Origin of the sequence: Polaromonas sp. UC242_47 (genome assembly GCF_044452385.1) — a bacterium.
In the GTDB taxonomy this organism is placed as follows: domain Bacteria; phylum Pseudomonadota; class Gammaproteobacteria; order Burkholderiales; family Burkholderiaceae_C; genus Polaromonas.
Window position 1 is genome coordinate 2,400,381 of record NZ_JBIOAO010000001.1, and the last position, 12,379, is coordinate 2,412,759.

Annotated in this window: 11 protein-coding genes; 10 read left to right on the forward strand and 1 reads right to left on the reverse strand. The window is 63.3% G+C overall.

Annotated elements, in window-relative coordinates:
- From ACHMXK_RS11720 to ACHMXK_RS11760, 9 genes are all read left to right on the forward strand, one after another.
- A complete protein-coding gene (locus tag ACHMXK_RS11720; protein WP_397440509.1) occupies positions 1–1,398 on the forward strand; it encodes a sensor histidine kinase in 1,398 nt (465 codons plus the stop codon).
- A gap of 134 nt (positions 1,399–1,532) precedes the next feature.
- Positions 1,533–3,899 (forward strand): Tex family protein, encoded by a 2,367-nt coding sequence (locus ACHMXK_RS11725; RefSeq protein WP_397440511.1) that lies wholly within the window; start codon positions 1,533–1,535, stop codon positions 3,897–3,899.
- Positions 3,900–4,015: 116 nt separating this feature from the next.
- The gene (locus ACHMXK_RS11730) at positions 4,016–5,143 is read left to right on the forward strand and encodes a phospholipase (protein WP_397440513.1); all 1,128 of its coding nucleotides are present in this window, start codon (positions 4,016–4,018) and stop codon (positions 5,141–5,143) included.
- 36 nt (positions 5,144–5,179) lie between these two features.
- On the forward strand, positions 5,180–6,058 hold the full coding sequence (locus ACHMXK_RS11735) for a LysR family transcriptional regulator (RefSeq protein WP_397440515.1): 879 nt from the start codon (positions 5,180–5,182) through the stop codon (positions 6,056–6,058).
- 111 nt (positions 6,059–6,169) lie between these two features.
- Positions 6,170–7,180: a tripartite tricarboxylate transporter substrate binding protein gene (locus ACHMXK_RS11740; protein WP_397440517.1), complete on the forward strand. Its 1,011-nt coding sequence runs from the start codon at positions 6,170–6,172 to the stop codon at positions 7,178–7,180.
- Positions 7,181–7,247: 67 nt separating this feature from the next.
- Positions 7,248–8,054, forward strand: coding sequence for an SDR family NAD(P)-dependent oxidoreductase (locus ACHMXK_RS11745; RefSeq protein ID WP_397440520.1), 807 nt, complete (start codon positions 7,248–7,250; stop codon positions 8,052–8,054).
- A 4-nt stretch (positions 8,055–8,058) separates the two neighbouring features.
- Positions 8,059–8,859, forward strand: coding sequence for an SDR family oxidoreductase (locus ACHMXK_RS11750; RefSeq protein WP_397440522.1), 801 nt, complete (start codon positions 8,059–8,061; stop codon positions 8,857–8,859).
- A gap of 23 nt (positions 8,860–8,882) precedes the next feature.
- Positions 8,883–9,683, forward strand: a complete 801-nt coding sequence (locus tag ACHMXK_RS11755; protein WP_397440524.1) for an SDR family NAD(P)-dependent oxidoreductase — start codon at positions 8,883–8,885, stop codon at positions 9,681–9,683.
- A 19-nt stretch (positions 9,684–9,702) separates the two neighbouring features.
- On the forward strand, positions 9,703–10,218 hold the full coding sequence (locus tag ACHMXK_RS11760; protein WP_397440526.1) for a carboxymuconolactone decarboxylase family protein: 516 nt from the start codon (positions 9,703–9,705) through the stop codon (positions 10,216–10,218).
- Positions 10,219–10,319: 101 nt separating this feature from the next.
- On the opposite strand, the gene ACHMXK_RS11765 is transcribed toward ACHMXK_RS11760, so the two are convergent.
- On the reverse strand, positions 10,320–11,009 hold the full coding sequence (locus ACHMXK_RS11765; RefSeq protein WP_397440528.1) for a GntR family transcriptional regulator: 690 nt from the start codon (positions 11,007–11,009) through the stop codon (positions 10,320–10,322).
- Between the two features lie 267 nt (positions 11,010–11,276).
- On the opposite strand from ACHMXK_RS11765, the gene ACHMXK_RS11770 reads away from it, so the two are divergent.
- Entirely contained in the window at positions 11,277–12,326 is a 1,050-nt protein-coding gene (locus ACHMXK_RS11770) for a TRAP transporter substrate-binding protein (protein WP_397440530.1), read from the forward strand.
- The last annotated feature ends 53 nt before the right edge of the window (positions 12,327–12,379 follow it).

Below are 12,379 nucleotides of genomic sequence, written 5' to 3' on the forward strand. Positions count from 1 at the left end.
GTGATCACGGCGGCACACCATGGCCTGGTGATGGCCAGCGCAGCGGCAGGCTTGACACTCGCCACACTGGCGCAATGGCTGTCCTGGCGCGCCTGGCGGCAACGCCGCCACCCCCTGGATAGGGCCTTGTATGTAGCTGCGCTGGTGTGGGCAGGGCATTTGCTGATCAGCGGCCTGGTCTTTTTTTTCGGCAGCACCCGGCAATTTGCCTATGTCATCCACATCGGCCTTCAGGCGCTGATCATCTGCGTCGCCTTTTTCCTGCTGACCAGCGCAGGACTGACCGATACCCGAGCCTACCTGGCCCTGGGCGCCTTGGCGGTGGCGGGCTTGGTGGCGCTGCATTGGCGCCCATGGGGCGACAACACAGCCGCGCAAGCCTACCGCCCGGCCTGGGTCATGGTCAACCTGTTGGCTGCGGTGTTGCTGGCGCTGGTCCTGGCCTGCCGCGCCTATCTGGCCCGAAGTTACACCAGCCTGCTTGCGCTGGCCGGCGGCGTCGTGGGTTTGGGTATTTACGTTGACGACGTGCTGTTTTCAGACAAGCCCTTGTTGTCCTCGGTTCTGTTGTCGCAGCATTTTTTTGCCGCTTTTCTGCTGCTGATTTGGTATTTGGCAACACGTCAGGAGGCACATCCCGCCGCCGCGCATGCCCACGCGGCGGCCGATTTTCAGAACTTCACCGACTTTGACGCGATTGACGGCCTGGGGCATAGCCAGCATGCGGCGGACTCGGCCGTGACCACCGAGCGCCGCCGGATCGCGCAGGATCTGCACGATGGCGTGGGTTCGCAGTTGGTCAGCATCCTGTCGTCGCTGGACAAACACACGCCTGAGCAACAGGCCGTGGCGATGGCGCTGGAGCAAGCCCTGGTCGACCTGAAGATGACCGTGCATGCCATCGACAACGCCGGCAGCAACGTGGTGGAGGCCTTGGGCAGCCTGCGCTACCGGCTCCAGCATGCGCTGGACAAGCAGTGCATCAGCATGGACTGGAAGGTCGAGCCCTGCGACAAACTTGAAGCCGTGCACGGCGCCCAGGCGCAACAGGTGTTACGAATTGCGCAGGAATGCCTGTCCAATATCATGCGCCACGCCAATGCCACGGCGATCAAGGTGGTTTGCCGCTTTGTGCCGGAAACCGACTGCCTGCTGTTTGAGGTCTACGACAACGGCATAGGCCTCGCCCGCAACCAAGCCAGCCGATCCGGCGGAAAAGGGCTGGAAGGCATGCGCCGGCGCGCGCAAAGCCTGGGCGGCGTGTTGCTGATCAAAAGCAAAAGCGGCGCCGGCACCTGCGTGCGCCTGACCGTGCCGCTGTCGGCCAGACCGGCACCACGCGAGTTGAGCCTGCCAACCGGCATTCTGCTGGAACCGCAGACGCGGCGACCCCACTAAACCGGCGCGTCCCGACCCAGCGACCTGAGCCCGCGCCCGCCATGGGAGAATGCCAAGCTTTGCGCCCCTTGACGGATGCCGGGCCGCAAACTGCTCCCGAATTGACAACCCTCTCAGACGAATCATCTTTTCACATGCAAAAAATCATCCGCCAGATCGCGGCAGAAATCAAAGTCCAGGAACACCAGGTCAAAACAGCGGTCGAGCTGCTGGACGGCGGCGCCACGGTGCCGTTTATTGCGCGTTATCGCAAGGAAGTCACGGGCGGGCTGGACGACATCCAGTTGCGCGAACTGGAATTTCGCCTCGGTTACCTGCGCGAGCTGGAAGAACGGCGCGAGACCGTGCTTAAAAGTATTGAAGAGCAGGGCAAACTGACACCCGAACTCATCGCCGCAATCGCCGCCGCGCCGACCAAGCAGGAACTGGAAGACCTGTATTTGCCTTTCAAGCAAAAACGCCGCACCAAGGGCCAGATGGCCCGCGAGGCCGGCATCGAGCCGCTGGCCGACAAGTTGTTTGCCGACCCGAGCCTGGTGCCGCTGGAAGAAGCCGTGGCCTTTGTGAAAGCCGAAAAAAGCGAGCTGGGCGACGACTTCACCAGCGTGCAAGCCGTGCTGGACGGCGTGCGCGACATCCTCAGCGAGCGCTGGGCCGAAGACGCCGCGCTGCTGCAGTCGCTGCGCCAATGGTTGTGGAGCGAAGGCCTGTTCGCCTCCAAACTGGTCGCCGGCAAGGATGAAAACAACGCCGACCACGCCAAGTTCCGCGACTATTTCGAGTACGACGAACCGATTGGCCGCGTGCCTTCGCACCGCGCACTGGCCGTCTTCCGTGGCCGCGGACTGGAAATCCTGGACGCCAAGCTGGTGCTGCCGGTGCCGCCCGAAGCCGGCCAGCCCAGCATTGCCGAAGGAAAAATTGCCATCCACCTGGGCTGGAGCCACAAGGGCAGGGCGGCCGACGACCTGCTGCGCAAATGTGTGGCCTGGACCTGGAAGGTCAAGCTGAGTTTGTCCATAGAGCGCGATTTGTTCAGCCGCCTGCGTGAAGAAGCCGAAAAAGTCGCGATCAAGGTCTTTGCCGACAACCTCCGCGATTTGTTGCTGGCCGCGCCGGCCGGCCCGCGCGTGGTCATGGGCCTGGACCCGGGCATTCGCACCGGCGTCAAGGTTGCGGTGGTGGATGCCACCGGCAAGCTGGTCGAAACTTCCACCGTCTACCCGCACGAACCACGCAAGGACTGGGACGGCTCGCTGCACACCCTGGGCAAACTTTGCGAGAAACACGGCGTCAACCTGATCGCCATCGGCAACGGCACCGCCAGCCGCGAAACCGACAAGCTGGCCGCTGATTTGATGAAGCTGCTGGCCCAGGCCAGTGACCGCAAGATGGAAAAAGTCGTGGTCAGCGAAGCCGGCGCCTCGGTGTACTCCGCCAGCGAATTCGCTTCGCAAGAAATGCCCGACGTGGACGTCAGCCTGCGCGGCGCCGCCAGTATTGCGCGCCGCCTGCAAGACCCGCTGGCCGAACTCGTCAAGATCGACCCCAAGTCGATTGGTGTGGGCCAGTACCAGCACGACGTGAACCAGAGCGACCTGGCGCGCAGCCTGGACACTGTGGTCGAGGATTGTGTGAACAGCGTGGGTGTGGACCTGAACACCGCCAGCGTGCCCTTGCTGGCACGGGTATCGGGTCTGAGCAATACCGTGGCCAAGGCCGTGGTGCGCTGGCGTGATGCCAACGGCGCTTTTGCGTCCAGGGCCGACCTGCTGAAAGTGACCGGCCTGGGCGCCAAGACTTTTGAACAAAGCGCTGGCTTTTTGCGCCTGCGCGGCGGCAGCAACCCGCTGGACATGACGGGTGTACACCCCGAGACCTATGCCGTGGTCGAAAAAATCATGGCGCATACCGGCAAACCAGTGGCCGAGCTGATGGGCCGCGCCGACATGCTCAAAACCCTGAAGCCGGACCTGTTTGCCAACGAGCAGTTCGGCGTCATCACCGTGAAAGACATCATTGCCGAGCTGGAAAAGCCCGGCCGCGACCCGCGCCCCGACTTCAAGGTGGCACGATTCAACGACGGCGTGGAAGACATCAAGGACCTGAAAGAAGGCATGACGCTGGAAGGCACGGTCAGCAACGTCGCCGCCTTTGGTGCCTTCATCGACATCGGTGTGCATCAGGACGGCCTGGTGCATGTGAGCCAGTTGTCCAACAAGTTTGTGACCGATGCGCGTGAAGTGGTGAAAACCGGCGACATCGTGAAAGTGCGTGTGACCGAAGTGGACGTGGCCCGCAAACGCATAGGCCTGACCATGAAGCTGGACGCAGCCCCGGCACGCAAGGACGGTCCGCGCGACAACCGCTTTGAAAGCGCAAGGCCAGGGCAGAACCAGGGCCGCGGTGGCAACTACGGCGGGCAGAACCGGGCGCCGCAGCCGGCCGCGTCGACGGCCATGGAGTCGGCCTTCAGCAAACTGGCAGCCCTGAAGAAATAAGCAGCGCCGTTGCCGGGAAGACAGATGTGAGCACATTTTTGTAGTCAAACTGGCCTCCCGCCCTTGAGGGGCGGGCGCAAGAAGCTGCAAAAACAATAGCGACTGAAAACCATCCCATGCCAGCCCTTCGTCTCTACGCCGGCCCCAAGGCACGCCAGCACATGGCCCAACACGGTCTGCGACCGCAAGATGTGGGGGTAGTGCCGGGTGCGGCCGGCGGGCCCAAGGGGCTGGTGCTGGGGCCGCTGGACCGTTTTATTTTTGGCGACTGGTTGGCCAGCACCACGCAGCCTGTGCATCTGGTCGGCGCCTCCATAGGCGCCTGGCGCATGGCCACGGCCTGCCTGGCCGACCCGGCGGCGGCCTTTCTGCTGCTAGAGAGCGAGTACATCCAGCAGCATATCGAGGCGCCGCCTGGCCAGAAGCGGCCCAGCGCGCAAAGAGTCAGCGAGCAGTTCGGCCAGAGCCTGAAAGATTTTTATGGTGGCCGTGTGCAAGAAGTCTTGCAACACCCGCGTTACCGGCTGCATGTCGTGACCTCGCGCGGGCGCCACCTGCTGGGGCGCGAGCACAAGCTGCGCACCCCCTTGGGTTACCTGGGTGCCTTTCTGACCAACAGCGTGCACCGCAAGGCCATGGGCGCCTGGCTGGAGCGCGTGGTGTTTTCCACGCAGAATGCACCCCTGCCATTTGCCACCAACGACTACCGCACGCGCCAGGTCGCGCTCTGCGAAGCCAACTTCAACCCGGCGCTGCAAGCCAGTTGCTCGATTCCCTTCATGCTCCAGTCGGTGCACAACATTCCCGGTGCGCCGCCCGGCGCCTACTGGGACGGCGGCATCACCGACTACCACCTGCACCTCAATTACGCTTCGGATTTGATAGCTGGTCACGAATATGCAGCGGGGGCTACAGGCCAAAAAGGCTTAAAAAAACCAGCTCTGGTGCTGTATCCGCACTTCCAGAAAGCCGTGGTGCCAGGCTGGCTGGACAAGGGCCTGAAATGGCGCCACGGCGCCACCCATTTTCTCGACACCATGGTGCTGCTGGCGCCGGACCCGGCCTGGGTCAAAGCACTGCCCAACGGCAAACTGCCGGATCGCAACGACTTTTTGCATTACAGCCACGACCCCGCCGGCCGCATGCAAGTCTGGCGCCGCGCCGTGGCGGCCAGCCAGCAACTGGCGGACGAGTTGCAGGAGTGGTTGCTGCGGCCGGATATGGCGCGCATTGAAACCTTGTGAGGCCGGCGCGGCCGCGCTGAACGACAATGGTCCGCCATGGACCTGTCTTCGCTTGAAATCCTGATCGCCGCCATCGAGGAAAAAAGCCTCTCGCGCGGCGCCGAACGAGTGCACCTGGTCACCTCGGCCGCCAGCAAACGGGTGTCCGAGCTGGAGCGACGCCTGGGCACCACCTTGCTGCGCCGCCACGGCCGCGGCGTGGAGCCCACGCCGGCCGGCGCCATGCTTTACCAGCAGGCCAAGGTGATCCTGCGCAACGTGGCGCAGGCCCGGCAATCGCTGGCCGCCTATTCGGGCGGCGGTGTGCCCAACATCCGGCTGGTGGCCAACTCGTCCACGGTGTTGCAGTTTCTGCCGACCGACATCAGCGCCTTTGCGCGCAAGGTGCCGGCGTCACGGGTGGACCTGGTGGAAGCCTTCAGTTACGACGTGCCGCGCATCGTGGCCGACGGCCAGGCCGACATCGGCATCTACCACGCCGAACACCCGTCGTCGGGCGTGGTGTCCCTGCCTTATCGCACCGATCGCCTGGGGCTGGTGGTGCCTGTGGGTCATGCCTTGTCGCAGCGTGACAGCCTGCGCCTGGACGAAGCCCTGGACTATGACTTTCTCGGCAATTTTCCGCGCCACAGCCTGGATGAGTTCCTCACCCTGGCCGGCGCCACCGTCACGCGGCCTATGCGGGTGCGCGCGCAGGTGTCCAATCCCGAAGCACGCTGCGCCATGGTGCGCGAAGGCATGGGGCTGGCCATCATGCCCGAGGGCATCGCCCGCAACTACGTGGTCCGCCTGGGCCTGGTGGTGCTGACCTTGACCGACCCCTGGGCGGCACGCCAGCTTTTTGTCTGCGTGCGGGATGCCAATGCGCTGTTGCCGCAGACGCGGGCACTGCTGGACCACCTGCTGGCTGTCTAGCCCGGGAAACAGAGCTTTTCCCAAATGTCATAGCGGGCACTGTTTGGCCCTCTAGACTTGCCGTCAGCCGGGTGAGTTGGTTCGCGCGGTATTTCAATTGGAGACAAGCCCATGAACACCCCGCACACCGGCAAACGCCGCCTGGCCACCCTTGCCGCCGCCAGCCTTGCCAGTTTCGCATTGCCCAGCTTGTTCGGCCTGGCCCCGGCCAGCGCACAGGCGCAGGCGTTTCCGTCACGCCCGCTGCGCATCGTGGCGCCGTTTACCGCCGGCGGCGGTACCGATCTGGTGGCGCGTACCCTGGCGGAAGGTATGTCCAAAGAGCTGGGCCAGCCCGTCATCGTGGACAACAAGCCGGGCGGCGGCACCGTCATCGGCTCGGACGCGGTGGCCAAGGCGCCCGGTGACGGCTACACCTTGCTGCTGACCACCTCGGCGCATGCGATCAACACCAGCCTGGTCAAAAACCTGCCTTACAACACCGACAAGTCCTTTGCCAATGTGGCGCTGATAGGCCGCGGCCCCAACATGTTGGTGACACGCGCCGACAGCCCCTACAAAACAATCCAGGACGTGCTGGCCGCCGCACGCGCCAACCCCGGCAAGCTGACTTACGGCTCCTCGGGCAATGGCACGGCCGTGCACCTGGCGGGCGAGCTGTTCAAGATGATGGGCAAGGTGGACCTGACCCACGTGCCCTACCGTGGCGCAGGCCCAGCCTATACCGACTTGCTGGGCGGGCAGATCAACTTTGTGTTTGCCACCGCCGCCGGCGTTGGCAAGTTTGTCGAAAGCGGCAAGATGCGCGCGATTGCCGTCACCTCCACGACCCGCTCACCCTCCTGGCCTCAGGTGCCAACCATGGCCGAGGCCGGCCTGCCGGGTTACGAGGCCGATGCCTGGTACGCCGTGTTTGCCAGCGGCGGCACACCGCCCGATGTGGTGGCCAAACTCAATACCGCCGTGCGCCGCGCGACGGAAGCGCCGGCCTTCCGCACCCGTGTCGAGGGTGAAGGCCTGGTGGCGGCCGTGGGCACGCCGCAGGAACTGACGCGTTATGTGCGCGCCGAGGAAGCCCGCTGGCGCAAGGTCATCGTTGAAGGCAAGGTCACGATCGACTGATTTTTTGGGGGGGCAAGGCCTAGGCTTTGCCCCAGCGCTTTATCCATTTTTGAAATACAGGTAAATCATGACAAGCAACAAAGGCAGGCTGCACGGCAAAGTCGCCATCATCGTCGGTGCGGGTCAGCAACCCGGCGACACCATAGGCAATGGCCGTGCCACCGCAGAACGTTTTGCACAGGAAGGTGCAACCTTGCTGCTGGTGGACATCAACGAAGCCTGGGCGCAGGACACGTATCAGGCGGTTCAGCCCTATGGCGGCCAGGCCTCCATATTCCTGGCCGACATCACGCGCGAAGAAGACTGCCAGGCCATCGCCCAGACCTGCATGGCGCGGTATGGCCGCATCGACATCCTGCACAACAACGTGGGGCAGTCGCGTGGCGACAAAAAAACCGTGGACCTGGACGTGGCCGTCTGGGACACCATCATGGCCATGAATCTCAAAGGCATGTTCATGACCTGCAAACACGTGTTGCCGCACATGATTGCGCAGAAGTCGGGCGCCATCATCAACATCTCCTCGACCTCGTCCCTGGCGGCGCGTCCGACCTTGACCTATAAAACCAGCAAGGGTGCGGTCAACACCATGACGCAACACATTGCCATGGAAAACGCGCCCCATGGCGTGCGTGCCAACGCCATCCTGCCGGGGCTGATCGACACACCCATGGCCATCGAACGCCGGGCCAAGGAACGCGGCGTGTCGCGAGATATCGTGCGCGCCGAGCGCGAAGCCCTGGTGCCCATGCAGCGTATGGGCACGGCCTGGGACGTGGCCAACACGGCCGTGTTCCTGGCCTCCGACGAGGCGCAGTACATCACCGGGGTGTTGATCCCGGTCGACGGCGGCCTGCTGGTCAAGCGGGGTTGAGACCATGGACTTGCAACTCACAGGCCGGCATGTGCTGGTCACCGGCGCCAGCAAAGGCATTGGTTTTGCGTGCGCACGGGGTTTTCTGCAAGAGGGCGCACGTGTCAGCCTGGTCTCGCGCAGCGCAGAAGGTTTGCAACTTGCGGCCGAGCAGTTGCTGAACGAAGTACCTGGCGCGGTCGGCCGCATTGCCATCTTTCCGGCGGACCTGCAAAACGCGGCCGCGGCCCAGGCCGCCCTGGATGCGGCCGAGGCCGCCCATGGCCCGGTGGACGTGTTGCTCAACTGCGCCGGCGCTGCCAAACGCACCGCACCGGCCGACCTACAGCCGCAGGCCTGGCACGACGCCATGCAGGCCAAGTATTTCACCTACATCCACATGATGGATCCGCTGGTCAAACGCATGGGCCAGCGCGGCCGCGGCGTGATCATCAACATCGTGGGGGCCGGCGGCAAGGTCGCCAACCCGACCCACCTCGCCGGTGGCGCCGCCAATGCCGCGCTGATGCTGGTCAGTGCCGGTCTGGCCGCCGCTTATGCGGGCAAAGGCGTGCGTATCAACGCCATCAACCCCGGCTCGGTGCTGACCGAACGCCTGCGCCAGCGCCTGGACGCCGAAACCCGGCTGGCGGAAACCGAAGGCCGGCCGGCGCCCAGCGACCCGGGCGCAAAGCTGCCGCTGGGCCGCGTGGCTCAGCCCGAAGAAATCGCCAATGTCGCGGTGTTTCTGGCCTCGCCACGCGCGAGTTATGTCACCGGTGCCATCGTGGCCATGGACGGTGCGGCCACGCCCATGGTGGTCTAACCCCTTTTTCTGGAAACATAAACATGACAAAACGCCTTGAAGGCAAAGTGGCCCTGGTGACAGGCGCCGGTTCCGTCGGCCCCGGCTGGGGCAATGGCCGCGCGATTGCGGTGCGCCTGGCCCAGGAAGGCGCACGCGTGTTCGCGGTGGACCTGGATCCGGCCAGCATGGAGGAAACGGTCGCGCTTGCGCGAGAGGCCGGTGGCGACATCGCCACCGCTGCCTGCGACGTCACCAGCGCCGAGTCGGTGGCCGCCGCCGTGGCCGGCTGCGTTCAGCACTTCGGCCGCATCGACATCCTGGTCAACAACGTGGGGGGCTCGGCCGCCGGCGGGCCGGTGGAGATGAGCGAAGAAGTCTGGGCCGCGCAAATGGACCGCAACCTCAAAAGTGTGTTCCTCACCTGCAAACACGTGTTGCCGCTGATGGAACAAGCCGGGCAGGGCGCAATTGTCAACCTGGCGTCGACCTCGGCCACACGCTGGACCGGCGCGCCGCAGGTGGCTTATGCGGCCGCCAAGGCCGGGGTGATCCAGTTCTCGCGCGTGGTGGCCGTGCAATACGCGGGCCAGGGCATACGTATCAACACCGTCATTCCCGGCCAGTTGCATACCCCCATGGTCGATGTGCGCCTGGCCAAACAACGCGCCGGCGGCGATGTACAGGCCTTGCTCAAACAACGGCAAGCCCGCATTCCGCTGCCCTTCATGGGTGATGGCCGCGACACCGCCAATGCCGTGTTGTTTCTGGCGTCGGACGAAGCCCGCTTCATCACCGGCACCGAGCTGGTGGTGGACGGCGGCATGTCCGTGCGCTGCGACTGAATTTTCTCAAGGACACTCCATGCGTATCGCCCCGATCCAACCCGGCTCCAAACCCGAACTGGCCGAACTCGAAGCCGTCATCATCGCCCAGCGCGGCCGCGTCTCGCCGCTGTACCAGGTGCTGCTCAACAGCCCGCCCATGGCCCACGGCTGGGAGCAACTGCTGACCGCCGTGCGCAACCGCAACACCTTGCCGGCCGAACTGCGCGAACTGGTCATCATCCGCGTGGCCGTGCTCAATGGTGCGACCTACGAATACGAAGCCCATGTGCCGATTGCCTTGAGAGCCGGCGCCACACAGGAAAAAATCAATGCCTTGGGCGATCCAGACAAACTAGGCAGCGGCCTGAGCGAGCTGGAACACACGCTGATCACCCTGACCGACGCCATGACCCGCAACATCAAGGTGCCGGCCGAGCTGTACAAACAGGTACGCAGCCACCTCGACGAGCGCCAGATCGTGGACGTCATGGTCACCATAGGCGCCTACAACATGGTCTCGCGCTTTCTGGTGGCGCTGGAAATGGGCCATTGAGGATTTCACGGAAGCGCTGAAACGCTTCTGATTTGATAGCTTAAGACGCCCATACCGTATGGGCTAAAAGCCAAAAAGGCTTAAAAAAAACGGCCAGGCGCTTAGCGCCCGCGCAGCAGCGAGCCGCGAAACGACTCTATGTGTTCGGCCAGGGTGCGGGCCGCCAGCTCGCCATCCCCCTTGGCCAGCGCCGCAATGATTTGCTGGTGTTCGTCACTGACTTCAGACACATGGCCTTCTGCCGACAGCGAAATTGCCCAGAAGCGCTGCGAGCGCGCATGCAAGACTCGCAGCACCTCGACCAGGACCGGGTTGCCTGACGCGTCGGCAATTTGTTCGTGAAACATGCGGTCGCTGCTCATCATCTGCGCGACGTTGCGGCGCGCCACGGCCGCATCGAAACGGCGTGCGGCGGCCTGCAGCTTTTGCAGGGCGGCGGCGGTGATACGTGTCGCCGCCAGCCGGGCGCACAAGGTTTCATTCACCAGGCGCACATCGATCAAATGCAAGGCATCGTCGATGGACAGCGGCGCCACCATCACACCCTTGCGCGGAATGATTTGCACCAGGCCTTCGGTGGCGAGACGGTGCAGGGCGTGGTTCAAGGGCGTGCGGCCCAAGGCCAGATCACTCATCAGCGCCGCGGTGTTCAGGTAGTCACCGGGTTTGTAGGCGAGGGTGGTCAGGCCATCTTTCAGGCGCTCGTAAGCCTGGGCATTTTGCGACGGTTCTTCGCTGCGCCGGCGTGTGCGGACAGGGGCAACTGGACGGATGTCTTCTGGGTCTGGCAACTTTTTCCCCGTGCGGCGGCGAGCTGAATGAGTAGGGATACTACCATCTGGCTGACTGGCATAAAAATCGCATAAGATTCATCTGAAGGATCAGTGAAATTTCACAACTCCTTCATAATTCCCGAAAAACGTGCGTCTGGCACGGGCTTGGTGCGGCTGTCTGGCCGTCTTGAACCCAACCAGAAGGCCAACACCCAAGGTGGTGCGCCACGCTTGTTTCGGGGCATTCGTTCTATTTGTTTTTTTACGATTACTTAGGAGTTATTCATGCAACGTCGACTGCTGTCCATCGTCCTCGCCGCAACGGCGGCCCTTGCGGGCCATGCGTTTGCCCAAGACCTGCCCACGGTCAAACTGAAGGTGGTTGGCGGCCTGAGTAACCTGAGCCTGTACAACGACTACGAAAAGCCTTTCTGGACGCAGAAGATCCCGCAAGCCTCAGGCGGCAAGATCACGGCCGACATCAAGGGTTTCAACGAAATGGGCATCAAGGGCCCTGAGTTGCTGCGTCTGATGTCGCAAGGCGTGATCGAGTTCGGCACCTCCACCCTGGCCTACTTTGCCTCGGACAACCCGATCAACGAAGCCATCGACCTGGCCGGCCTGGCGCCCGATGTGAAAACGGCGCGTGCCGTGACCGAAGCCTTCCAGCCGGTGTACGACAAGTTCTACAGCCAGAGCTCGGGCATCAAGGTGCTGGGCATGTCGACTTATCCCGCGCAAGTGCTGTTTTGCAATGCCGAGATGAAAAACCTGGGTGATCTCAAGGGCAAAAAAGTGCGCACCAGCAGCCGCACCCAAGCCGAATTTGTGGAGGCGCTGGGCGGCTCCAGCGTGACCATGCCTTTCGGTGAAGTGGTCCCGGCCATGCAAAACAAGGTGGTGGATTGCGCCATCACGGGTTCGCTCTCCGGTTATTCGGCCAAGTGGTACGAAGTCTCGACCCACTTGGTGGCTCTGCCCATCAACTGGAACCAGCAAATCCACGCCGTCAACCAGAAGGCCTGGAACAAACTCGACCCCAAGGTGCGCAACCTGATCACCGTGCAATACAAAACCCTGGTGGACGACATCTGGACCGCAGCCGCCGCGCAAACGCAGGAAGGTTATGACTGCAACACCGGCGCCGCCGCCTGCAAACAGCCGGTCAAGGGCAAGATGGTGCTGGTCCAGCCTAGCGAAGCCGACCGCGTGCTGCTCAAAAAGGTCTTGCAGGAATCGGTCTTGCCCAAGTGGGCCGCACGTTGCAGCGCCGGCTGCGTGACCGACTTCAACGCCACAGTCGGCAAGGTGGTCGGCCTGACCGCCAAGAAGTAAGACACCCGGTCTTCCAAGCAGCCCCAGGCCCGCCAAGGGCCTGGGGCTCTTTT

Excerpts from the sequence above, each read along its gene's own strand:
- ACHMXK_RS11760 (WP_397440526.1), top strand. The coding sequence starts at position 9,703 with ATGCGTATCGCCCCGATCCAACCCGGCTCCAAACCCGAACTGGCCGAA.
- ACHMXK_RS11755 (WP_397440524.1), top strand. The coding sequence starts at position 8,883 with ATGACAAAACGCCTTGAAGGCAAAGTGGCCCTGGTGACAGGCGCCGGT.
- ACHMXK_RS11750 (WP_397440522.1), top strand. The coding sequence starts at position 8,059 with ATGGACTTGCAACTCACAGGCCGGCATGTGCTGGTCACCGGCGCCAGC.
- ACHMXK_RS11725 (WP_397440511.1), top strand. The coding sequence starts at position 1,533 with ATGCAAAAAATCATCCGCCAGATCGCGGCAGAAATCAAAGTCCAGGAA.
- ACHMXK_RS11740 (WP_397440517.1), top strand. The coding sequence starts at position 6,170 with ATGAACACCCCGCACACCGGCAAACGCCGCCTGGCCACCCTTGCCGCC.
- ACHMXK_RS11745 (WP_397440520.1), top strand. The coding sequence starts at position 7,248 with ATGACAAGCAACAAAGGCAGGCTGCACGGCAAAGTCGCCATCATCGTC.
- ACHMXK_RS11730 (WP_397440513.1), top strand. The coding sequence starts at position 4,016 with ATGCCAGCCCTTCGTCTCTACGCCGGCCCCAAGGCACGCCAGCACATG.
- ACHMXK_RS11735 (WP_397440515.1), top strand. The coding sequence starts at position 5,180 with ATGGACCTGTCTTCGCTTGAAATCCTGATCGCCGCCATCGAGGAAAAA.
- ACHMXK_RS11770 (WP_397440530.1), top strand. The coding sequence starts at position 11,277 with ATGCAACGTCGACTGCTGTCCATCGTCCTCGCCGCAACGGCGGCCCTT.